The 22442-nt window shown below is 61.1% G+C and carries 16 protein-coding genes and 1 riboswitch; of the genes, 6 read left to right on the top strand and 10 right to left on the bottom strand.

Going from position 1 to position 22442, the window contains the following annotated elements:
- Nucleotides 1-4: 4 nt before the first annotated feature.
- A riboswitch (TPP riboswitch) is annotated at nucleotides 5-115 on the bottom strand.
- Between the two features lie 96 nt (nucleotides 116-211).
- On the top strand, nucleotides 212-1108 hold the full coding sequence (locus HF320_RS06070) for a LysR family transcriptional regulator (RefSeq protein ID WP_169277531.1): 897 nt from the start codon (nucleotides 212-214) through the stop codon (nucleotides 1106-1108).
- A gap of 113 nt (nucleotides 1109-1221) precedes the next feature.
- Here the strand turns inward: HF320_RS06070 and HF320_RS06065 are convergent, their stop codons facing one another.
- The 3 genes from HF320_RS06065 to HF320_RS06055 all read right to left on the bottom strand — a co-directional run bounded on the left by HF320_RS06065 (nucleotide 1222) and on the right by HF320_RS06055 (nucleotide 5478).
- The gene (locus HF320_RS06065; RefSeq protein WP_169277530.1) at nucleotides 1222-2976 is read right to left on the bottom strand and encodes a carbohydrate-binding domain-containing protein; all 1755 of its coding nucleotides are present in this window, start codon (nucleotides 2974-2976) and stop codon (nucleotides 1222-1224) included.
- 144 nt (nucleotides 2977-3120) lie between these two features.
- Nucleotides 3121-3786 carry an alpha/beta hydrolase gene (locus HF320_RS06060; RefSeq protein WP_169277529.1) on the bottom strand — a complete coding sequence of 222 codons (666 nt, stop codon included), beginning with the start codon at nucleotides 3784-3786 and terminating at the stop codon, nucleotides 3121-3123.
- A 378-nt stretch (nucleotides 3787-4164) separates the two neighbouring features.
- On the bottom strand, nucleotides 4165-5478 hold the full coding sequence (locus HF320_RS06055) for an NCS2 family permease (protein ID WP_169277528.1): 1314 nt from the start codon (nucleotides 5476-5478) through the stop codon (nucleotides 4165-4167).
- Between the two features lie 232 nt (nucleotides 5479-5710).
- Here HF320_RS06055 and HF320_RS06050 point away from each other — a divergent pair, with 232 nt between their 5' ends.
- On the top strand, nucleotides 5711-6130 hold the full coding sequence (locus HF320_RS06050) for a peptide deformylase (protein ID WP_169277527.1): 420 nt from the start codon (nucleotides 5711-5713) through the stop codon (nucleotides 6128-6130).
- A gap of 213 nt (nucleotides 6131-6343) precedes the next feature.
- Here HF320_RS06050 and HF320_RS06045 read toward each other — a convergent pair whose 3' ends face one another.
- From HF320_RS06045 to HF320_RS06025, 6 genes are all read right to left on the bottom strand, one after another.
- The gene (locus HF320_RS06045) at nucleotides 6344-7549 is read right to left on the bottom strand and encodes an electron transfer flavoprotein subunit alpha (RefSeq protein WP_169277526.1); all 1206 of its coding nucleotides are present in this window, start codon (nucleotides 7547-7549) and stop codon (nucleotides 6344-6346) included.
- Nucleotides 7550-8149: an electron transfer flavoprotein subunit beta/FixA family protein gene (locus HF320_RS06040; RefSeq protein ID WP_248276643.1), complete on the bottom strand. Its 600-nt coding sequence runs from the start codon at nucleotides 8147-8149 to the stop codon at nucleotides 7550-7552.
- Between the two features lie 11 nt (nucleotides 8150-8160).
- Complete coding sequence (locus tag HF320_RS09085) at nucleotides 8161-8343, bottom strand: hypothetical protein (RefSeq protein ID WP_248276642.1); 183 nt, start codon at nucleotides 8341-8343, stop codon at nucleotides 8161-8163.
- A 1-nt stretch (nucleotide 8344) separates the two neighbouring features.
- A complete protein-coding gene (locus tag HF320_RS06035) occupies nucleotides 8345-9940 on the bottom strand; it encodes an FAD-binding oxidoreductase (RefSeq protein WP_169277525.1) in 1596 nt (531 codons plus the stop codon).
- Between the two features lie 361 nt (nucleotides 9941-10301).
- The gene (locus tag HF320_RS06030; protein WP_169277524.1) at nucleotides 10302-11249 is read right to left on the bottom strand and encodes a DMT family transporter; all 948 of its coding nucleotides are present in this window, start codon (nucleotides 11247-11249) and stop codon (nucleotides 10302-10304) included.
- A gap of 875 nt (nucleotides 11250-12124) precedes the next feature.
- Entirely contained in the window at nucleotides 12125-15871 is a 3747-nt protein-coding gene (locus HF320_RS06025) for a phosphoribosylformylglycinamidine synthase (RefSeq protein WP_169277523.1), read from the bottom strand.
- A gap of 396 nt (nucleotides 15872-16267) precedes the next feature.
- Between HF320_RS06025 and dltA the strand changes: the two genes are divergently transcribed.
- From dltA to dltD, 4 genes are all read left to right on the top strand, one after another.
- The gene (gene dltA / locus HF320_RS06020; protein ID WP_169277522.1) at nucleotides 16268-17806 is read left to right on the top strand and encodes a D-alanine--poly(phosphoribitol) ligase subunit DltA; all 1539 of its coding nucleotides are present in this window, start codon (nucleotides 16268-16270) and stop codon (nucleotides 17804-17806) included.
- A gap of 4 nt (nucleotides 17807-17810) precedes the next feature.
- A complete protein-coding gene (gene dltB / locus HF320_RS06015; RefSeq protein WP_169277521.1) occupies nucleotides 17811-19013 on the top strand; it encodes a D-alanyl-lipoteichoic acid biosynthesis protein DltB in 1203 nt (400 codons plus the stop codon).
- Nucleotides 19014-19259 carry a D-alanine--poly(phosphoribitol) ligase subunit DltC gene (gene dltC / locus HF320_RS06010; protein ID WP_169277520.1) on the top strand — a complete coding sequence of 82 codons (246 nt, stop codon included), beginning with the start codon at nucleotides 19014-19016 and terminating at the stop codon, nucleotides 19257-19259.
- A gap of 211 nt (nucleotides 19260-19470) precedes the next feature.
- Nucleotides 19471-20652, top strand: a complete 1182-nt coding sequence (dltD, locus tag HF320_RS06005) for a D-alanyl-lipoteichoic acid biosynthesis protein DltD (RefSeq protein ID WP_169277519.1) — start codon at nucleotides 19471-19473, stop codon at nucleotides 20650-20652.
- Nucleotides 20653-20799: 147 nt separating this feature from the next.
- Here dltD and HF320_RS06000 read toward each other — a convergent pair whose 3' ends face one another.
- Entirely contained in the window at nucleotides 20800-22194 is a 1395-nt protein-coding gene (locus HF320_RS06000) for an NAD(P)/FAD-dependent oxidoreductase (protein WP_169277518.1), read from the bottom strand.
- Nucleotides 22195-22442: the final 248 nt, after the last annotated feature.

The following is a 22442-nucleotide window of genomic DNA, read 5'->3' as shown; positions in this document are numbered from 1 at the left end:
CCCAAAACCATGAGGACATGCTCCCTACGCCAGCGCTAACTGACAGGTTCAAAGGGTTGGGCACATGCCCTCTCAGCCTGCTCGCGCGCACGCGGCGGCACCCCTGCATCGAATCTGTGGCATACATGGTACTCCATGAGGCGGGTTTGCGCCGTTGCGTTGTACGATAAGAAAACCAATATGCATAAGAAACCTCACGAAGGGCGCGCCCATGAAACTGCAGCAGCTCATCTATGCCGTCAAGGTCGCCGAGTGCGGCAACATCACCGAGGCCTCGCGCCGCCTGTTTGTCTCGCAGCCGTCCATCACCGCCTCTATCCGTGAGCTCGAGGCCGAGATGGGGGTCACCATCTTTGAGCGCTCTAACAAGGGCGTGGTGGTGACCGAGGAGGGCGAGACCTTTTTAGGGTATGCGCGCCAGGTGCTCGAGCAGGTCGATCTGCTCGAGGAGCGCTACTGCGGCGAGGCGCGCCAAGTGCCGCATTTCTCTGTCTCGTGTCAGCACTACTCGTTTGCAGTCAATGCGTTTGTCGACGTGATTCGTCAGTTTGATGCTGCGCGCTACGACTTCACTCTGCGCGAAGAGCAGACGCACGAGATTATCGAGGACGTTTCGCATATGAAAAGCGAGCTGGGCATCTTGTATTTGAGCTCGCGCAATCGCGAGGTGATCGAGAAGATGCTGCGCCAAAACGAGCTGGAGTTCGCGCCGCTTTTTCGTGCCGAGCCGCACGTGTTCCTTTCGTCATCTCATCCGCTGGCGGATTGCAGCAGTGTCACCCTTGACGACCTGCAGGACTACCCCTATCTTTCCTACGAGCAGGGGGATTACAACTCGTTTTACTTCTCCGAGGAGATTCTCTCCACCTTGGACCGCGCCAAGAACATTCGCGTGCGCGACCGCGCCACGCTGTTCAATCTGGTAATCGGCTTGGACGGCTACACCGTTTGCTCGGGCGTCATCTCGGCCGAGCTCAACGGCGAGGGTATTGTCGCCGTGCCGCTCGACGTGGACGAGTATATGGAGATAGGCATTATCACCCGTAAGAATTCACAGCTCACACGCTATGGAGAGACGTATGTCGAGGCGCTGCGGCGTCACATCTAGGTGGCGTTGACCGGGATAGAAAGCGCGGCCGCCGGAGGGGGAGCTCCGGCGGCCGCTTCCACATGGAGAGGGAACAATGCTTAGCGCTTTTCGGGCGTGCGCTCCGCTGTGTGCTACGAGCGCTTATGGCTCGCCACGGCGCCCGCGGCGATAGCGGCTGCTCCCGCAAGGGCGGTCGCTACGATGGCTGCACTCGAGGTGTCGCCGGTTGCCGCGAGCTTGCCGACGGTCTTGGCTCCCACGGTTGCGGTCGCAACGGTCTTGGTCGTCTTTGTGCCCTCAGGTTTGGAATCAGGCTTGGAATCCTCGGGCTTGGTCTCCTCGGACGGTGCGATGACGGCTCTCTTGGCGACGGCATCGTCGTAGGGGGAATCAATTACGGCGTCGCCCGTGCCAATGGTTTGGCCTGCCTCGTAGACGGTGCCGTCACTGAGCTCTTCTTTGTGGCGATAGTCAATGACTTTGCCGCCTTCAGGCGTCAGGATGCTGGCGCCTTCGATTTCGATGGTGCCGATCGCCTTGCCGTCCGCGCTCATGGCAAGGGCGAAGATTGCCGCCGTGTCTCCCTCGGCCGTGACCGTACTGCGGACGATGGAGATGGTTGCGGGCATAATGCCCTCGCTGGTCTGAGCAAAGATGCCGATGTTCACGCCCCTGCGCTCAGGGGTGATCTCGCCATCCTGGTCTCCACTGTAGCAGGCGGGACCGTCGCCACCGATTTCGGCATAGCGGGCTATAGCCTTGACGACGGAGTCACTAATGTAGATGTGACCACCCGCTTCGTTGGGGTTGTAGTTTCTGGTGGAAATCGCAGTCGAGAATTCGCCCTCTGCGAATGCATCCACGATCGAGCCGTTCTTGATGACGATGTCGTCCTCGTCGGTGAAGAGGGCGCTGACATCGTCGCGTTCTGCGGCTGCGCGGACCGTCACGGTCGCGTGGTCGAGCGTGATGCCCTTATAGGCATAGACGCCATATCCAACACCATGTGCGTTAAGGGAGGCGTTTGTGACCGTGAGGCCGCCTATGGCCTTAACGGCATAGTCTTCCTTGGAGTTCGCCTTGACCTGGCTGCCGCCCGAGATATCGATGTTGCCGCCGGCCCAAATCGCCACGTCCTCGATAGAGCTTGCCTCTACCGTGCCGCCGCCCTTGATGGTGAGGTTTTCCTTGGCATCGATTCCCTGATCCTCGGTAGCCTTGGCGGTGACGGTTCCGCTATTGTCGATTGTAATGTTGCCATCCGCCCTGATGCCGTCCGAATCACCCGTGGCGTTGATGTTGCCCGAACCCTTGATGGTGAGATCGCCCTTGGCATCGATAGCGTCGCGCTCGGTACTCGTGGCGTTGACGGTGCCAGCGCCGTCGATGTTGATGTCGCCATTGGACATGATGGCGTCGCTAGAAGATGTCACGTTGAGCGTGCTAGATGCATCACCTTGAATGTTGAGCTCGGCGTTCTCGGTATTACCATCCATAACCAAGATGCCACGGCCGTTCTCGTTGGTGACGGTGTTATTGCCCGAGTAACTTACGTTGAGCTTGCCCTCGGCCTGAATCGCACCGCCGTCATAGCCGTTGAGCTTCATATCGTCGGCACCGTCCCAGCTCCAGGTGCCGGCGTCGTCGCCCGCCGCGCTGCCGGCGTTGTACTGGGTGCCGCCGACGTCGACCCATTCGGCGGCAAGCGAGATGCTCGGCATGAGCAGCGAGCTCACCGTGAGCGCGCAGGCCAGGCCGCAGACGATGCGGCGGGTCACGCGGCGCCAGCTCCCGCGCGCGAGCACGGCGTGGTGGCGCGGGCGGGGCTCGGCGAAGCGTGTTCCTACAGGGCGGTCATGCTTGGTGGGGGTCGTGAACGTGGCCATGGCTGTTCCCATCTCTCATATGGTGTGCACCGCTGCTTTGAGCGTACGCGCCAACGGGTGCGGCCGATAGTGCCATTTGGGAGCAAATATGGCCAATTTTATGCAAGCTCAGGCGCTTGAAGTCCAAAGAAAACCGCACGACCCTTATTGTGCAAGCATCCAGGCAATGCCCTTCGCACTTCGTAGGGCCGGCTCGCTAAAGTGGTTGCCGGGATTGCGCTCAAAGAGCGTTTTGGCGCCGCGGTCTTGCAGGGTCTGCTCGCAGCGTTTGGTGTCGGCGAGCACCTCGCGCATCATTCGGTTGGGGGTCTTGTGCTCCTTTTTGCCCAAGGAGAGGTAGGCGACGTCGAGGGCGCCTTGAGGAAGATTCTCGTCGAGGTACTCGGCAAAACCGGGAAACCACAGCGAGCCCGAGACGCTTGCCGCTCGGCTAAACAGATCGGTTTTGCAGCATGCCCACAAGGCAAAGAGCCCGGCGAGCGAGTAACCGGCGATAGCGCGGAGGCGTGGGGGAGCGGCGAGAGGTGCTTCGATCGTGGGAATGATCTTGTGCGTAAGTTCATGCAGGAAGGCCGCGGCTTCTCCGGCAAATGGCTCGCTGGTCGCCGTGATGGCGTCGCAAGGCCAAACAGAGAGCTCGCGATTCCAATCGAGCCCGCCGATAGCCACAAGCGTGAACGGAGGGCAGCCCGGGTCACGACAGCACTGGAGAACGTCGTCTCCCATTCCCGCGGCAACGGGCAGGTACACGATGGGCGCCCCCGCGTTGGGTGCGGGGTATATGGCGACCTGCTTTCCGCATGCTGCCATGTATGGCTCCTTTACGACAAAGGGTGATGCCGGGCATATCGATTGTGCCATGTCCAGGGGATGGAGCCTTTGTCGCGGGGATGAATGGCGGCAAATCGTACATTTTGAGATGAGTGGCGGATAATCATACGAATGAGCGCGGCTTCTCGACGAAAAAAGAGCGAGAAACCGCCACTCGATTGGAAATGAATGAAAATCCGCCACCCGATAACTGGGAGCGAGAGAAAACCCGCCACCCGATAATCGGGAACGAAAGAAAACCCGCCGCTCAACAGCGGTCATGGCCAAGGAGTGAACGGAGTTGCTCCCCAACAATCAAAAAAGCGCGGAGCCGTTTATGCGGCCCCGCGCTCTGCTGGTTTGATATGGCTTGTGCGCTTACGCTACGAAGAAGTAGACGAGGAACGCAAGGGCAGCGATCCACATGAGCGGCTTGATCTCGCGGGCCTTGCCAGTGAAGATGGCGACGATGACATAGGCGATGAAGCCCAGGCCGATGCCGGCGGAGATGGAGTAGGTGAAGGACACGCCGGCGGCGATCATGAACGTCGGGAAGCCCTGGGACACGTCGGTCCAGTCGATCTCGGTGACCTCGGTCATCATGAGGTAGCCAACGTAGACCAGGGCGCCGCAGGTGGCAGCGCTGGAGACAACGGAGACGATCGGCGAGAAGAACGCGGCGAGGATGAACAGCACGCCGGTGGTGACGGAGGTGAGGCCGGAGCGGCCGCCGTCCGCGGCACCCGAGGTGGACTCGACAAAGGTGGTGATGGACGAGACGCCCATGAAACCGCCAGCGGCAGCTGCCACGGAGTCAACGATAAGAATCGGACGGATGTCCTCGACATTGCCGTCCTCGGTGAGGAACTCGCCCTGCTTGGCTACGGCCATAGCGGTGCCCATGGTGTCAAAGAAGTCACTCATGAGCAGGGAGAATGCGACAACGAGCAGCATCGGGTCGGTGAGGACCTTCACGATGGCGAGGCTGCCGTCGGCGGTGGCGGCAAACGGGGCGCCAAAGGTCGAGAGGTTGAGCGGTGCCACGATGCCCGTCGGTGCCTGCGTGACGCCCAGCGGGATGCCGGCGAGCACGGCGACGATGATGCCGATGAGCAGCGAACCGGGGACGTTGCGGGAGGCGAGTGCCACGGTCACGATAATCGAGACGATGCCGACGATGAAGGTGGGGGAGGTGACGTCGCCCAGGCCCACGAGGGTGCCGTTACCGGCGACGATGATGCCGGCGTCGGCCAGGCCGATGAGGGCGATGAAGAGGCCTAGGCCAACGGAGATGGCATGGCGCAGGGTTACCGGGATGGCATCCATGATAGCCTCGCGCAGGCCGCACAAAACGAGCAGCAAGATGACGACGCCCTCAAGGAAGATGACGCCCATGGCGACGTGCCAGTCGCCGCCGCACATGGTGGCGGTAATGCCGGCGACCATGGCGTTGATGCCCAGACCCGAGGCGCAGGCGAGCGGGCGGTTGGCAAAGATGCCCATGCAGATGGTCATGATGCCGGCGCCCAGACAGGTGGCGCAGGCGAGCGCGCCGCCGTCGATGCCGGCGCCGGAGAGTATCGCCGGGTTGACGGCGATAATGTAGGCCATCGCAAGGAACGTGGTCAGTCCCGCGCGGACCTCGGTGCCGAAGGACGAGCCTCGCTCACCGTACTTAAAGAACGATTCCATGAATCCCCTTTTCGCTGTTGCGGATCGCTTCCGCAGATTTACAACGTCCTACACTCTACCGTATGGTGCTTGGATAAATCCACAGCATGTGGACAATATTTCCAACCGGTTGCTCTTTTGAGTCAAGATAAGGCTAGATGACGGTTTCGCAGCGGCTTATATCCGCCGCGGGCGAGTGCCGTTCGCTCTGCTACTCTAGATGCAGTTTTGTCGATAGATGAGGAGTTGACCCATGATCAAGGAATTGGTGACCGACGAGGTGCTGCTGAGCACCCCCTGCGAGCCTGCGACCGTTGAGGACATTGCTGTCGCCACCGACCTTACGGACACGCTTGCATGCCTGGAGAACGCTGGCTGCCTGGCCGCGAACCAGATTGGCGTCACCCGCGCGCTGTTCGCCTTCGAGGACGAGTCGGGTACCGTGCGTGTGATGGCCAACCCCAAGGTGCTCTTTGGTCTGGGCGCCGATAAGGTGGAGGAGTCCTGCCTTACGCACGAGGGTATCTCCCGAGTGACGCGCTACATCAAGATCAAACTGTCCTACGACGAGTTTGTCGATGGCGAGCTCCGTCATCGCAAGGGCGAGTTTGTGGGCTGGGAGGCTCAGATGATTCAGCACATGGCCGATCACTGTGCCGGCAAGCTCGTCTAGTTGTCACTTTCACAATGCGGGCCGCCGCGTGCGCTCTGGCTGGTGCCGGGCGCACGCGGCGTCTTTTTAAATGAAGCAGAAAATCCCCTTTAGCTCAGGTGCCTCACGGTCTAAAAGGGATTTTCTGCTTCATTTATGTGGCGACATTCTGCAATGGCGGGGGCGCGGGCGGCGACGGTGGGGGGCGGGCAGCGCCCTCGCGACGCGGATGGTCTATCGGGCTTCGAGCTGGGCGATAAGGCGCTGGGCCACCTCCACGCAGTCGCCGACGACGGCATATTGCGCGGCGTTGAAGATGGGGGCATCGGCGTCTTCGTTGACGGCGACGACGGTTTGGGCACCGCTGATACCTGCCAGGTGCTGAATGGCGCCGGAGACGCCCAGGCTGATGAGCAGCTCGGGCGCAACGGAGACGCCTGTTTGGCCAACCTGATGGCGGTACTCGAGCCAACCGGCTTCGACCAAGGGGCGGGTGCAGCCGATTTCTGCCCCCAACAGCTCTGCTAGACGGCGCATTACCGGTAGGTTCTTCTTCGAGCCGATGCCGCGGCCCAACACGAGCAGACGTTTGGCTTCGGCAATCGACGCCTGGCTATCGGCGGGGATATGCTCAACCACGCGCACATGTGAGGCGACAGCTGCGTCAAGCTCGACATCGGTCACTTTGCCCGTACGATTGGCGTCGGCTTCCGGCGCGCAGAAGATACCGGGGCGAACCGTTGCCATCTGCGGACGATGCGCGGGGCACATGATGGTTGCCATGAGGTTGCCGCCAAAGGCAGGACGCGTCTGATGCAGCAGGCCGGTTTTCTCGTCGATTTCGAGCACGGTACAGTCGGCGGTGAGGCCTGTTTGCAGACGCACGGCGATGCCCGGTGCAAGCTCGCGGCCAAAATCGGTGGCGCCGTAGAGGATTACCTCAGGGCGATACTCGCGAGCGAGGGCGCAGATCCAGTGAGCGAAGACGCTCGGGTCGTTTGCTTCCAGGCGATCGTCTTGACAGCGCAGCACCTCGTCGGCGCCGTGGGCGACCAAAGCATTCGCTGCAGCATCGTCGACATCCGAGGCTTCCCCTAAAACGGCGACTACGCGGCATTCGCGCTGGGCGGCAAGTTCGCGTGCGCGTCCCAGCAGCTCAAACGCGACCGGCAGCACGGCTCCCGTCGAGTTTGTTTGGGCAAAAACCCAGATATCGCGATAGGAGGACAGGTCGATATCTGTCTGCGTCTTATCACGCTCAATCGAAAGGGCGCCTACCGGGCAGGCGTCCACGCACGATCCGCACAGGATGCACGAGTCGGTGACGTGCGCGCAGCGATTGGGTCGTTCGCCCGTAACGACGATGCCGCCCGAGGCGCAGGCGCGGACGCAGCGCCCGCATCCGACGCAAGCCTCGGCGTCAATCAAAAGTCCGCTCATCTAGCTCAGCTCCTCAAGAAGATCGGCGAGGGCGCGCACCTGGGTGTCGATATCGCCGTCAATAAATGTGCAGTCATGGGTGCGCTCGGGAACAAACGAGCGTACGACCTGGGTGGGAGATCCCGCAAGGCCGCAGCGGGCAGGGTCTGCGCCCGCATCTGCCGCGGTGAGCATCTCGATCGAGGCATCCTCTGCGGCGAGCACGCCGGCGATGCTGGGCATGCGTAGCTGTGCCACGTCTTTTCCCACGGTGATGATGGCTGGCAGGGGGACCTCTACGACGTCGTGGCCCTCATCGGTGACGTGCGTCACGACGATGTGGTCGCGGGCGACCTCACGAATTTCGGAGATATCGGTGACGCAGGGGATATCAAACGCACCTGCAAGTTCGGGGCCGATCTGCGCAGTATCGCCGTCGACCCCCATCTTTCCGCAAACGATGAGGTCGGGGTTTCCAATATGTTCGACGCCGAGCATAAGCGCGTAGCAGGTGGCAAGAGTGTCGGCGCCGGCAAAAGTGCGGTCCGAGAGCAGCACGCCGGAATCTGCCCCGCGTGCCACGCAGTCGCGCAGGAGGTCTGCCGTGGCGGGAATTCCCATAGAAAGTGCCGTTACGGTGACGTCTGCGCCTTGGTTTGCCAGGGCTTCACGCGCTGCAGGGCACATTCCAGGGCCGTGGCATCGAAGGGGTTGATAACCGCTTGTTTGCCATCGCGCACGATGGTGTTGGTCTTGGGGTCCATTTTTACCTCGGTGCTGCTGGGCACCGCCTTGACGCAGGCTATGATGCGCATGCTACTCAGCCTCCTTACGGGCAGCGTCTGCCGTTTCGGGCGCAAACAGGTTGCCGCGGCCCAACTGCGCTTTGGGGTCGAGCCGGGCTTTAAGGGAGGCCATTTGGGCAATGTGCTCCTTGCCGTACATGACTGTGAGGAAATCACGCTTGATCTTGCCCACACCGTGCTCCGCCGAGACAGCTCCTCCCATTTCGGTGACCTTAGCGGCCCATTCCAAGAACAGCTTTTTGCCGGCGGCGTAATCCGCGTCGTTGCGCGGCAGGATGTTGACGTGCAGGTGGTTGTTGCCTATGTGTCCCCATGCGGCAGATTCGAGGCCGGCTTCGGCGAGAGAGCTGCGATAGAGGGCGATGACGTCTGCCAGGCGGTCGTCGGGCACGGACATGTCGCTTCCCAGTTTGGTGATGGTGGGGAAGGTGCGGCGGCGCTCGTCGATGAGCATGTTGACGCTTTCGGGAATCGCATGACGGAAGAAGCGCTGGCTCTCGCGGTCGACATCCGTGCGAGCGACCCATGTGTCGTACCGGCTGCCGCCATGTGCTTCAAGAAGCTCTCCCAAGCGGGTGAGCTCGGACGTGGCCTCTTTTTGCGAGTCTGCCTCAAGCTCCACGTAGACGCAGTAGGCATAGTGTGCATCGAGTTTGGGCAGGGTGGAGAAAGCGGTGCTCGCTTCGCGCTGCTGGCGTAGGATGTCGAGGGCCTCGGCGTCAAAATATTCCATTGCCGCGGCGCGCTCAAGGGCAGGGCGCGCGGCATTGACAAAGGCTATTGCGGCTTCTTCGGTCCCAAAGAAACAGTTGACTCCCCAAGTCACGGCGGGTACCGGCATGAGGGCGAGCTCCAGTTCGCAGATGACGCCTAAAGTGCCGTCGCTGCCAATGAACAGATCGATAGCGTCCATATCGTCTCCGACATAGTAGCCGGAGGCATTTTTTGTATGGGGCATCTGGTAGGTAGGGAGGTCGAGTTCGAGCGACGCGCCCGACTCGGTTTTAAGCGAGAGACGGCGTCCGTGGCTGCGCACCTCGCCGCGGCGCAGCGACAGGGCGTCACCGTTGGCAAGTGCTATGCGCAAAGCCGAGATATGGCCGCGCACGGGGCCGTAAGCGTAGCTGCGTGCGCCCGATGCATTGCATGCCGCCATGCCGCCCAAGCAGGCCGAAGCCTCGGTTGGATCGGTGGGGAAGAACTGCTCGGGGCCGGCATAGAGCTCGTCGAGTGCCAAAAGGCTCGCGGTGTCCCATCCGTGCGCGGGGATGGACTTGTTGGCAAGATGTTTGCGCAGCTCGGAGAGGATCACGCCGGGCTGCACGCGCAGGTAGAACACGCCCGTATCGTCGCGACGAAGGCCCAGGTAGGAGCATGCGCGCGAGAGGTTCATAACGTGTCCGCCGGCGGGTACGGCGCCACCGGCAAGACCGGTGCGGCTGCCTTGCACGGTGATGGGCGTGCCGGCGGGGTACAGCTTGCGTAACACGGAGCGAATCTCGTCCTCGCACGTGGGGAACGAGATGGTCTGTGCCGATCCGACGCTGCGCGATTCGTCGCGCAGGTATTCTTCGAATTCCGCGCCAAGCGGTTTGATTTGGGTCATATGGATTTGCCCCTTTGCCTCGATGAGCGGCTTGGCCGATGGGCGCCGGTTCAAACGGTGGCTTGCGATGTAGCGTGCGCCACACATATGCAGCCGTTGCGGCGGCGCCTCCCTGCCACCTGTTGACTTAGCATCCTAGTGGCCTTGTGTTACGTGAGCGTTTCGGGCTGCGATGGTTTTGACTTGGGGATACCTTGCTCGGCTTGTCGTGCGCGTTTCCGCAGCCTGTTGACCCTGCTTTTTGGCTTCAATTCTTTTTACTTCCACGCGGCGCAAATCAAGACTTCCGAGCCGATGAAGGAGGGGCTCGGGGGTCTTACTGCATGTATGTGGCGAGCACGAGGGGTGGGAGCGCTTACATCTATTGGCTATTCGGTCTGTTGACGATAACGATGCCCGCGCTTACGAGCGCGAGCGCGATGAGGGCAAACAAGGGGTTCACGGCGTCGGTCTCTCCCAGGAGCACTGCAGACATCGCCGCGCCAAAGACGGGCGTCATGAACCCAAAGATGCTCACGCGGCTCACAGGATTTGCGGCGAGAAGCCTTGACCAGAGGGTGTATGCCATGGCCGAGATAAAGCCCATATAGAGGATGAGGGCGAATGCGGGCCCGGGGGATATGGGGCAAAGGCTTCCTCCCATGGCAAGGCCGCAGCAAAGTAGCACGACGCCTCCGGTGACAAATTGCCAGCCCGAGAGCAAAACGGAGTCATGAGTGCGGCCGAGGACGGCGATGAAGCAGGTGGAGATTGCGCCTGCAACACTGCTGAGCAGGATGAAACCCTCTCCGTTGAGTGCGAATGAGAACGCGGTGTCGCCGCTGCCGCCAAGGTTCACAAGGACGACGCCGGCAAAGCCGATAGCGCAACCAATGACCGCCTTGCGGGTGAGGCCCTCGGTCTTGAAGATGAGGGCTGCAAAGAGGATGGCAAAGAAGTAAGCGGCCGCTCCGATGATCGAGCTGGTAACGCCGGCGGCATGGCTAAGCCCGCCGTAGAAGAAGAAATACTGCAGCACCGTCTGGAACAGCGCAAGGATGCCGATGGCGCCCAGGTCGCGCTTGGCGGGTAAAAGCGCCCGACGCTGCGCGATGCTAACGCCGACGACAACCATAATGCCGGCAATGGTGAAGCGCGTGCCGGCAAAGACGAGCCGCGAAGCGACGTCTGAGCCGGTGATGCCAAACAGCTCATAGCCGATTTTGACGCAAGGATACGCCGAGCCCCAAAGGCCGCAGCTAACAAGACAGCCCAGTATCAAGCCGGGCAAGGTCCCCAAAAATGGTCTGTTGGTACGTTCGCGTGTCATAGGTCCCCATAATACACGACCAGGCCGATGTGCCTGATTTTATTCACAGCGCACCGCGGTATGTTACCGTGCTTTAACGCCTTTCGGAAGGCAAGTGTTGCTTCGCGAGCGATATCCGGAATCATTTCGAACAAGAATTGCCGTTCGAAAAATGCTACTTATACAAAACAATTCGATATGTGTACCCTGTTTTGAGATTTGACGAGTAGCTGCTTTAGTCAATGGATAAAACCCCAGGATTTTGAGGGGGTAATAAAGTGCCTACTTGGCATGTTTGGCTTTAGGGTACACATTTCGATGAGTTTTGAAAAATGAGGCCGAGAGTCACCTTAAAACGCGAACGCTGCTCGAAAGATCTCCTGTTTAGCTGATACCCGCTGATGAGTGGCGGTTTTGAAACGTAACGGCTTGAGAGGGACGAGCCTTGCGTCGATAGTCACCGCTCGAGAGCGGACTGGCTTCAAATGAGTGGCGGCTTTTCGAACATTTCCGAATGAGTGGCGGTTTTTGAAACGTCCTGGAAGCGAAATCTGCTGTAGGGTGCACGATTTTCCGCCACTCGTTTCAAAATGAGTGATTTACCGCCACTCGTTGAGGGATATGGCGGGAATAGCGCACGGTGGGCGAGGACAGGCCGCGGCGAGCGAGGACGGAACGCACTGCTCGGCGCATCGCGAGCTCGGTGGGCGAGTGTTGCCGATCCCACAAGGAGTACGGCTGCTGGAGGTACGGCTGCGGGGTGCAGCGCATCCAGCCCGAGGGCGGGCGCATCTGCAGAGCGGGGGCTGCTAGAAACAAGTTTGCCAGCGCGGTGTAAAAAGGCATCGGCCCAAAGGGCCGACGCCTAACACTGCAATCGATGTGCCGCGAAGTGCTTACGCGAAGTATGCCACGCCGCTCTCGAAGACGGGCATCCATGCGTTGCCCGGAACGTTGCTGTAGAGGTTATCGCCGCGACGCTCCACGTGACCCATCTTGCCAAACACGCGGCCGTCGGGGCTGGTGATGCCCTCGATAGCGGCAACGGAGCCATTGGGGTTCACGCCGAGGCTCATGCTGGGCATGCCGGCCTCATCCACGTACTGCGTAGCGACCTGGCCGTTGGCCACGAGCGTGCGGAGCACCTCGTCGTTGGCGACGAAGCGACCCTCGCCGTGGCTGATGGCCACGGTATAGGGATCGTCCATCTGGCATTGGGAGAGCCAGGGCGAGAGGTTGGACGCGATGCGCGTGCGAACCAGACGGCTCTGATGGCGGCCGATGGTGTTGAACGTCAACGTGGGCGCGTCGGGCGTGGCGTCGACGATATCGCCATAGGGCACAAGACCCAGTTTGATGAGCGCCTGGAAACCGTTGCAAATGCCGAGCATCAGGCCATCGCGAGTCTGCAGCAGGTCGCGAACGGCTTCGGTGACCTCGGGGGCGCGGAAGAACGCGGTGATGAACTTGGCGGAGCCGTCGGGCTCGTCGCCACCGGAGAAGCCGCCGGGGATCATAACGATCTGGCTCTCGCGGATGCGACGTGCGAGCTCATGGGTGCTCTCGGCAACAGCCTCGGGCGAGAGGTTGTTGATCACAAAGGTATCGGCCTCGGCGCCGGCGGTGCGGAAGGCACGGGCGGTGTCATATTCGCAGTTGTTGCCGGGGAACACGGGGATGATAACACGCGGACGGGCGATCTTGGCGCCGCTGAACACGTGGATGTCCTTGGCGGTAAAGTCGATCTTTTCGACCGGCTGGGCCTCAAGGTCGGCTGCGCCGTGACGATAGCTAAATACGCTCTCGATGCCGCCCTCCCAGGCTTCCTGCAGCTGCGCGAGGTCGATTTGCTCATTGGCGGTCTCGAGTACGTAGCCCTCGACGGTAGTGCCAAGCGGCTCCACGACAACGCCCTCGGCGACATCGCCAAGCTCGGCGTCCTCGGAAAGCTCAACGATAAAGCTGCCGTACATCGGGGTGAAGAGGCTCTCGACATCCACGTCGTCGGCAAGCTCGAGGCCAAGCTGGTTGCCCACGCACATCTTGAAGAGGCTCTCGGCGCCGCAGCCATAGCCGGGCGTGGAGATGGCGAGCGCGGTGCCCGCGGCGGTCAGGCTCTCGACAAGCTTAAACACGTCGATGAGCTGGGCTGCGTCGGGACGATAATCCTCGCCGTAGACAGCCGGCGCGATGCGTACCACGCGGTTACCGGCAGCCTTGAACTCGGGGGAGACGGCGCGCGCGGCACGGCCCACGGCCACGGCGAAGCTGATGAGCGTCGGCGGGACGTTGAGCTCCTGGCCGTCTTGCTCAAAGCTTCCGCTCATGGAGTCCTTGCCACCGATGGCGCCGGCACCGAGGTCGATCTGGGCCATCAGGGCGCCAAGAACTGCGGCGACAGGCTTGCCCCAGCGCTCGGGCTGGGTGCGCAGGCGCTCGAAGTACTCCTGGAAAGAGAGGTACGCCTTCTCATGCTCGAAACCTGCGGCAACGAGCTTGGCCACGCTCTCTACGACGGAGAGGTAGGCGCCGGCAAACTGGTCTGCCTCCATGAGGAAGGGGTTGAAGCCCCAGGACATGGCGGATGCCGTGGTGGTTTCGCCGTCTACGGGGAACTTGGCGACCATAGCCTCGGAAGGCGTGAGCTGCGTCTTTCCGCCGAAGGGCATGAGCACGGTGGCGGCACCGATGGTGGAGTCAAAGCGCTCGGCGAGACCCTTGTTGGAGGCGACGTTGAGGTCGGTGACGAGCGAGGTCATGCGCTCAGCGAGCGTTGTACCCTCCCAGCTTGGCTGCCACACGCTGCGGGCGACCACATGGGCCTCCTGATGCTTGGGTGCGCCGTTGGAGTTGAGGAACTCGCGGGATAGGTCGACGATGGCAACGCCGTTCCAAGCCATGCGCATGCGCGGCTCTTGGGTGACCTCGGCGATGACGGTAGCCTCGAGGTTTTCCTCGGCGGCATAGCCCATGAACTCCTCGACGTCCTCGTCGGCCACGGCACATGCCATGCGCTCCTGGGACTCGGAGATGGCGAGCTCGGTGCCGTCGAGGCCTTCGTACTTCTTGGTCACCATGTCGAGGTCGACGTACAGGCCGTCGGCAAGCTCGCCTACGGCGACGGAGACGCCGCCGGCGCCAAAGTCGTTGCAGCGCTTGATGAGACGGCAGGCGTCGCCGCGGCGGAACAGGCGCTGGAGCTTGCGCTCGACAGGGGCGTTGCCCTTCTGCACCTCGGCGCCGGAGGTCTCGATGGAGTCGGTGTTTTGCGTCTTGGAAGAACCGGTGGCGCCGCCAATGCCGTCACGGCCGGTGCGGCCGCCGAGCAGGATGATCTTGTCGGTGGGTGCGGGGCACTCGCGGCGCACATGGGAAGCCGGAGTGGCGCCCACGACAGCGCCGACCTCCATGCGCTTGGCGGTGTAGCCGGGGTGATATAGCTCGTTGACCTGACCGGTGGCAAGACCGATCTGGTTGCCGTAACTGGAGTAGCCGGCGGCAGCGGTGGTCACGAGCTTGCGCTGTGGAAGCTTGCCGGCAAGCGTCTCGGACACGGGGACCGTGGGGTCGGATGCGCCGGTGACGCGCATGGCCTGGTACACGTAGCTGCGGCCGGAGAGCGGGTCGCGGATGGCGCCGCCCACGCAGGTGGCAGCACCGCCGAAGGGCTCGATCTCGGTGGGGTGGTTGTGCGTCTCGTTCTTGAAGAGGAAGAGCCAATCCTGGTCCTCGCCGTCGACATCGACCGTCACCTTGACGGTGCAAGCGTTAATCTCTTCGGACTCGTCAAGGTTCGTGAGCTGGCCGGTCTTCTTGAGATACTTGGCGCCGATGGTGCCCATGTCCATGAGGCATACGGGCTTGGCGTCACGGCCCAGCTCGTGGCGGATTTCCATGTAGCGGTCGAAGGCGGCCTGCACGACGTCGTCGTCGATGGCGACGTTATCGAGCACGGTGCCAAAGGTGGTATGGCGGCAGTGATCGGACCAATACGTGTCGATCACGCGAATCTCGGTGATGGTGGGGTCGCGGTCCTCCTCGCGGAAGTACTGCTGGCAAAACGCGATGTCCGCCTCGTCCATGGCAAGGCCGCGCTCGGCGATGACCGAGGCGAGACCGGCCTCGTCAAGCTCGCGGAAGCCGTCGAGCACCTCGACGGGAGCGGGCTCGGGCACGTCGACTTTGAGGGTTGCGGGAAGCTCGAGGCTCGCGAGGCGCGCCTCGACGGGGTTCACCACGTAGTGCTGGATGGCCTCGACGTCCGCCTGCGCAAGGCTGCCTTCAAGCACATAAACCTTGGCGGAGCGCACGTCGGGGCGCTCGCCCTGGGAGATGAGCTGCACGCACTCGCTTGCAGAGTCTGCGCGCTGGTCGAACTGGCCAGGCAGGAACTCCACGGCGAACACGGGCGCGTCGCCGCAGTCGGGCAGCTCGGCGTAGGTCACGTCCACCTGGGGCTCGGAGAACACGGTGGGAACGCAGGAATCGAAAAGCTCCTGGCTGATGCCCTCAACGTCGTAGCGGTTGATAACGCGAACGCCCGTCAGGCCGCTCACGCCGAGAATCTCGGTGAGCTCTGCCTTGAGCTGCTGCGCCTCCACGTCAAACCCTGGCTTTTTCTCCACGTAGATGCGAGAGACCATTGCTGCTGCCTTCCTGTTGGTAGTGGCTACTCGTGCCGGTGCACGGCGGCGGTCGCGGGCATGCAGCCTGCGCCTTGAACCATGCATAACATAAACCTCATTATCATACGACATGGGTCGCGCCGCATGGGTGCCGGTGCGCCTTTTCTCCGGCTTGACAGATTTCCATTGCGGGCAGCTCGCCCACTTTGTGAGGCCTTGAGGCTGTTCGCAAGCGCCACTTGACGTACCCCCCCTCATGCAAGATGCCGAATGTGGACGGTGGGTGATACCCCTGTTGTCCGCTTTCAGTTTTGTCACGTAATGGCTTTGGTTCGTTCTTGTCTGAGGGCGAGTGCTAAAACAGGCCTACTTCGCGGCGCATCCCCTGTCGCGAGCTGTGAGGGAGGTTAACCGATGCGGTATCTCGATTACATCTGCGCCCATGCGCAGCGCGATCCAAATCACACCGCGATTCGTACATCATCGGGCGAATCGATGACTTATGCCGAGCTCTGGCGGGCTTCCGAAGGCATTGCCGAGCATCTGTCTGCACTTGGACTCAGTGCCGCAGCGCCCGTTGTGGTGCGCGGCCACAAGTCTCCGTATATGGTCGCCTCGTTTTTAGCGTGTATGAAAAGCGGCCATCCATATGTTCTCGTCGACATTCATTCGGTGCCGGCCGCGCGCGTGGCATCTATCGCCGAGCAAGTGGGCGGCGAGCTGCTCCTCTCGGTCGAAGGTGACACGGCGGGGGTACAGTCCTCGTTCGTGCAGGTGATTGATGCCGAAGAGATTTGTGCTGCGGCGGTATCTGGCAGCGTTTCGAAGCGCGAGTCTTGGATCTGTGGCGAGGACTTGGCATACGTGCTGTTTACGTCTGGCTCTACGGGCGCGCCCAAGGGTGTGGAGGTTACGGCCGCATGCTTCGACAACTTTTGCGATTGGGATCTGGCTCTCGGCGGCACGGACAAGGAAGGCTGCGTCTTCTTGGACCAGGCTCCGTTCTCGTTCGACCTCTCGGTCTTTGAACTCGCGGGCGCCCTGGCTGCAGGAGGAGGCCTGTTCAGCCTCACGCGCGAAGCGTCCCAGGGTGCGGTCGGCCTGCTGCGTGCTCTTGCCAAAAGCAGCGTGAACATTTGGGTGTCCACGCCCTCGTTTGCCGACATGTGCCTGGCGAACCCCGAGTTTTCCTCCGAGCTCCTGCCGGTCCTCACCACTTTCATCTTTTGCGGCGAGACGCTCGCCAACAAGACGGTGCGCCGTCTGCGCGAGCGCTTTGCGAACGCGACGATCATCAACACCTATGGCCCCACTGAGTCCACGGTGGCGGTGACGGAAGTTGTGGTGAGCGACGAGATGGCTGCATCTGCCGCGCCCTTGCCTGTGGGAAGTCCACGTCCCGGTACACGCCTGCGCATCGTCGACGATGAGGGGCACGATGTTCCTGCGGGTGCATGGGGCGAGGTCGTCATCGAGGGCGATACGGTTGCTGCAGGCTATTGGGGCCGGCGGGATTTAACCGAGCACGCTTTTGGTGCAGCCGAGGTAAACGGCATTCCTGTGAGGAGCTATCGCACGGGTGACGAGGGGCGTTTGGACGGCCGGGGCATGCTGCATTATCGCGGTCGCTTGGATCTGCAGGTCAAGCTCAACGGGTTTCGTATCGAGTTGGGCGAAATCGAAGCGGCATTTCAGCGCCTACCCGAGGTGGCGTCGTGCGCCGTTGTCGCGGCCAAGCGCGAGGGGCGCATCTCACACTTGGTGGCCTATGTGGTGAGTGCGCAGGAGCGCACCCTGTCGGACTTCCGTGCCGGCCTTGCCCTCAAAGAGCAAATCAAGCAGACGCTCCCACATTACATGGTTCCGCGTCGTGTGATCTTTGTGCCGGCGCTTCCCGTCACGGGGAACGGCAAGCTCGACCGTCATGCGCTCGCGTCCCTACAGAACGGTTAGCACCATGGTGTTTTTCACCTCGGCTTCCTTTTTCATCGTGCTGGCGGCGCTTGTCGTGCCTGCAGCGATATTGGGCTTGGCAGAGCGTCCGCTTCGCGGATACGGTTTTGCCGCTTCGTGCATTATGCTTGCGTTTCTCTTTGCGTCAGACCGCGCCGCGGCATGCTCGTTCTTGCTGTTTGTCGTTCTGTCCTGTGCGGGAGTCTTTTTGACACTGGGCAGCTGGAAGCGCGGCGCGCGCAGCATGGCGGTCTACGGTGCCTCACTCGCTCTCACGTGCGCCCCGCTCGTTGTTTACAAGTTGAGTGCAGCTTCGGGCGTGGGCCTCCTGGGATTCATGGGCATCTCGTATTGCACGTTTCGCTCGGTACAGGTGATCATCGAGATCCGCGATGGGCTGATCGACGAGCTGCCCCTTGTCGATTACCTCTACTTCTTGACGTTTTTCGCGCAGATCACCTCGGGGCCCATCGACCGCTCTCGCCGCTTTATCGAAGATGCGCATCATGCGTATCAACGCGATGAATATGCCGACTTGCTCACACGTGGCATTGTACTTTTGCTGGTGGGCGCGGTCTTCCAGCTGGTAATCGCCACCATCGTGCGCGACTGGTACGACCCTGTTGCGGCTGTGGGCATCGGTGGGATCCCTAAACTGGCGAACCTTGGTCTTACCGGCGTGGCGTACCAGGTCGCCTATGCCTACGGCTACGGGATCTACCTGTTTTTTGACTTTGCCGGCTATTCGCTCATGGCCATGGGTGCGAGCTACTGCTTTGGCATTCGCTGCCCGCGCAACTTCCGCGCGCCGTTTGCTGCCGTGGACATCAAGGACTTTTGGAATCGCTGGCACATCACGCTTTCTACTTGGTTGCGCGATTTCGTGTTCATGCGCTTTACGCGCGTGGTTGCGCGCCGCCACGTGTTCTCGACCAGGCTGCAAACAGCTTGTGCCGCCTATATGGTGAACATGCTGTTTATGGGTGCTTGGCACGGCCTTACGCCGAGTTACCTGGCATACGGCGCCTATCACGGGATTCTTCTTGCGGCTACAGAGGTCTATCAAAAGAAGTCCCGTTTCTACAAACGCAATAAGAAAAAGACCTGGTACAGAGCGCTTTCGTGGACAGTGACCATGCAGCTTGTCTTCTTGGGGTTCGCCTTGTTCTCCGGTCAGGTTCAACAAATCGTCGAAGGGATGATGTAGATGGCTACGGTAAACACTGAAGAAAAGGTCCTGGATATGCTCGAGGACATCTGTGATGACGATGCGGTGCGCGAAGAGCGCGATATCGACTTGTTCGACGCGGGCCTGCTCGATTCCATGGCGGCTATCGAGCTGCTCGTGGCTATTGAGGAGGAGTTTGGCGTGCAGATTGCGCCCACGGCGGTGGACCGCGACGAGATGAACACCGTGAACAAGATCATCCATCAGATCGAGGTGCGCTTGTGAGCGCGCGCAAGACGACGGGGCCTATTGCGCGCTTGTATCCTTTTGCGAAACGTGTTCGTGCGTGGTTCTTCGCAGGCTCTTGCTCTGCCCTTGCTGCATGGCTTGCCTTGGTGCTTTTGCTTGCAGCGATACTCGTCTGGTTTTTCCTCTTCTCGCCCTACGGTGCGCCGGCAGCACCGGTGTACTCGGCATTCTAAGGTGGTGAACGCACATGTCCCGTGCGCCCTTCAAGCGCTTGGCGGCCGTCGCGGCGGCCCTTGCTCTTGCTGCTGGTATTTGCGTGGCCCTGATGGTGCCTGGGGCGAGAGGCACGCTGGGTATCGGCGCGTCGGACGCGGGGGATGCGGCGTTTGTCGCGTATCTTTCCTATGTCCAGGCGTCGAATTATCATTTCGTGACCGGCGAATACGCGGCGCGTGCGAAGGCGGGCTACAATCCTCGCTTTGTCTTTGGCTCGTCTGAACTGAGCCCGCGCCATGGTGGCGCCATGAATCCCAGCAAGCTCCTTTTGAACGGCGAATACGGCATCAGCACACTTACCGTGGGCCGCGCTACCTGCGAGAGCCTTTGGCAAGCTGTCGAGATGGGTGCGCTCGGCGGCACGACGGGGCAAGACCGCAGTGTGCTCTTTGCGAGCATGCAGTGGTTTATGTGCTATCGCGCACCGCAAGATCATCTTCCGGCCATGTTCTCGCGCGATGCCTACGATGCCTTCATGGAAAACGACCATGTATCCGCAGACCTTAAGGAGCGCGTGACGCAGCGGCTGGGCGAGTACGGCGTCCGTGTTACGAAGGGCTCCTCGCCTTTCTCTTCGTTTCCCGATACTCTCGATCGCACGATGACATCGGCGGTCGATGACGCGCGGTTGCGACTTGAGAACAATCGCGCGGCAGTACCATCACCGCGCGTCCCGGGCGCTGCGCCGTCGACTCCCAATTGGACGGAGCTTGAGACGAGTGCGACGCACGATCTGGCGGGCACATCGCGCAACAAGACCTTTGCTGTGGACGAGAACTGGTATCAAAAGCGTGGCGAGGCATGGCTTGAGGGAGCCAAGGCCACATGGAAGGTGCGCGGCGGCGAGTATTTTAGTCAGCAGGAGTACGAGGATTTCAAGATGGCCCTTGCGGCAGGCGTGGAATCGGGCATGGTTCCGCTTGTGGTTATCCAACCGGTCAACGGCTTTATGTATGACCAGACGGCGTATACCGCGTCTGTCAGACAGGAGTACTATGCGATGATTCGCCGGGCGTGTGAGGAGGCCGGCGTGCCTTACGTTGACTTCTCATCCCACGAGTACGATAAGAACTTCTTCCAGGACTATTCGCACCCGTCTGAATACGGAGCGCTGCTCTACTCACGGGCGGTGTACAACTACCTTAAAGACTGAGTTAAAGACTGAGCGGCACCCTGCGCAAAATGCTGCCGCTGCACCGCTGCACACAACAGCGTCCCTGCATGACCGTGTGTCCTGCAGGGGCGTCTCGCTTTTTATACGACAGTGGGCTCGCCTTGTCGTCGGTGCTGTTTCGTTGGCCTACACCTCCGCTGCCAAGCGCTCGCCCATGAGGTATCCCATGACCGAGGCCATCATGAGGCCGCGCGTCCAACCGCTGGAATCTCCCAGGCAATGGAGGTTGGCGACGCTTGTGGTGAACTCCTTGTCCATGGTCACGCGGTTGCTGTAGAACTTGAGCTCGGGCGCATAGAGGAGCGTCTCTGCAGAGGCAAAGCCGGGGATGGCCTTGTCCACGGCGAGCATGAACGCGACGATCGAGGTCATCGTGCGGTAGGGGAGCGCGCTCGTGATGTCGCCCGCGACGGCATCCGGCAGCGTGGGGCGCACGTTTGATTGATCGAGCTCCTTTTGCCAGGTGCGTTTGCCGTTGAGGATATCGCCAAAGCGCTGCACGAGGATATGGCCGTTACCCAGCATGTTGCAGAGCCTGCCGATGTTTTGCGCATAGGCGATCGGCTGGTTGAACGGCTCGCGGAAGTTATGCGAGCACAGGATGGCGAGGTTGGTGTTCTCGGATTTCCGCTCCTTGAAGGAGTGACCGTTTACCACCGCAAGGCCGCCGTCGTAGTTCTCCTGCGCCACAAAGCCGCCGGGGTTTTGGCAAAACGTGCGCACTTTGTTGCGGAAGGGATTGGGATAGCCAATGAGTTTTCCCTCGTAGAGAACCTCGTTCACGTCCTCGATAACTTCGTTTCGCATCTCAACGCGCACGCCCACATCGACAGGTCCCGGCGTATGGAGGATCCCGTGTTCGGAGCATAGGTGCTCAAGCCAATCGGCGCCGCGGCGTCCGGTGGCCACGATGACGCGCTTGGCGTCGATGCGCTCTTCTCCGTCTGGGCCTGCGGCAATGACGCCGCGACAAATATCGTTCTCGATAATCACGTCGCGGCACTCGGTGCGAAAACGCATCTCGACGCCGGCATCGCGAAGATGGTTTTCGATTGCGAGATAGAGCTCCTGGGCTTTCTCGGTGCCCAGGTGGCGGATCGGACAATCGACCATTTTGAGGCCTGCCTGGATGGCGCGACGGCGAATGTCGCGGATCTGCGCGTTGTGCCCCGCGCCCTCGACGTGCGCGTCTGCGCCAAAGGAGAGGTAAATCTTGTCCACCTTGTCGATGGTCTTCTGGGCCTTCCCGGCTCCGATCAGCTCGGGAAGATCGCCGCCAACCTCGTAGGACAAGGAGAGCTTCCCGTCCGAGAACGCGCCCGCGCCCGAAAAGCCCGTGGTGATATTGCAGGGCTGGCAGTTTACGCAATGACCGGTTTTATCTTTGGGACAATGCCTCTTTTCTACTGGAAAGCCCTTTTCCAACAAGACGATATGGGTCTCGGGCCGCTCTTCGATGAGCTTGAGAGCCGTGAAGATGCCCGCGGGACCGGCACCGACGATAGCGATATCTGCGTTCATAGGATTTCACCTCATGAGATGGAAGCGCCCGGGCGGACCTTGCTGCCCGGGGAGATGCCCTAAATATGCTAATAATCGGACTGCATAAAGACAAGAAACGGCAGCTCGAGCGGGCGGTATTCCCGGTGAATAACAGTGTGGGGAGGGCATTGTCTTGCAAACGGATTTCGGACCGCGGGGCCGTGCGCGCGATCTTGGGAAGCGTCGGCGAGGCAGGGGAGACTGCTCGGCTCGAGGTCGCCCATCGC

The sequence above is a fragment of the Collinsella acetigenes genome (genome assembly GCF_012844445.1).
GTDB lineage: Bacteria > Actinomycetota > Coriobacteriia > Coriobacteriales > Coriobacteriaceae > Collinsella > Collinsella acetigenes.
Note: the sequence above shows the minus strand (reverse complement) of the source record. Positions and strands in the feature narration are given on the sequence as shown.

Coding starts and splice junctions, on each gene's coding strand:
- HF320_RS06070 (WP_169277531.1), top strand. CDS start 212: ATGAAACTGCAGCAGCTCATCTATGCCGTCAAGGTCGCCGAGTGCGGC.
- HF320_RS06065 (WP_169277530.1), bottom strand. CDS start 2,976: ATGGCCACGTTCACGACCCCCACCAAGCATGACCGCCCTGTAGGAACA.
- HF320_RS06060 (WP_169277529.1), bottom strand. CDS start 3,786: ATGGCAGCATGCGGAAAGCAGGTCGCCATATACCCCGCACCCAACGCG.
- HF320_RS06055 (WP_169277528.1), bottom strand. CDS start 5,478: ATGGAATCGTTCTTTAAGTACGGTGAGCGAGGCTCGTCCTTCGGCACC.
- HF320_RS06050 (WP_169277527.1), top strand. CDS start 5,711: ATGATCAAGGAATTGGTGACCGACGAGGTGCTGCTGAGCACCCCCTGC.
- HF320_RS06045 (WP_169277526.1), bottom strand. CDS start 7,549: ATGAGCGGACTTTTGATTGACGCCGAGGCTTGCGTCGGATGCGGGCGC.
- HF320_RS06040 (WP_248276643.1), bottom strand. CDS start 8,149: ATGGGAATTCCCGCCACGGCAGACCTCCTGCGCGACTGCGTGGCACGC.
- HF320_RS09085 (WP_248276642.1), bottom strand. CDS start 8,343: ATGCGCATCATAGCCTGCGTCAAGGCGGTGCCCAGCAGCACCGAGGTA.
- HF320_RS06035 (WP_169277525.1), bottom strand. CDS start 9,940: ATGACCCAAATCAAACCGCTTGGCGCGGAATTCGAAGAATACCTGCGC.
- HF320_RS06030 (WP_169277524.1), bottom strand. CDS start 11,249: ATGACACGCGAACGTACCAACAGACCATTTTTGGGGACCTTGCCCGGC.
- HF320_RS06025 (WP_169277523.1), bottom strand. CDS start 15,871: ATGGTCTCTCGCATCTACGTGGAGAAAAAGCCAGGGTTTGACGTGGAG.
- dltA (WP_169277522.1), top strand. CDS start 16,268: ATGCGGTATCTCGATTACATCTGCGCCCATGCGCAGCGCGATCCAAAT.
- dltB (WP_169277521.1), top strand. CDS start 17,811: ATGGTGTTTTTCACCTCGGCTTCCTTTTTCATCGTGCTGGCGGCGCTT.
- dltC (WP_169277520.1), top strand. CDS start 19,014: ATGGCTACGGTAAACACTGAAGAAAAGGTCCTGGATATGCTCGAGGAC.
- dltD (WP_169277519.1), top strand. CDS start 19,471: ATGTCCCGTGCGCCCTTCAAGCGCTTGGCGGCCGTCGCGGCGGCCCTT.
- HF320_RS06000 (WP_169277518.1), bottom strand. CDS start 22,194: ATGAACGCAGATATCGCTATCGTCGGTGCCGGTCCCGCGGGCATCTTC.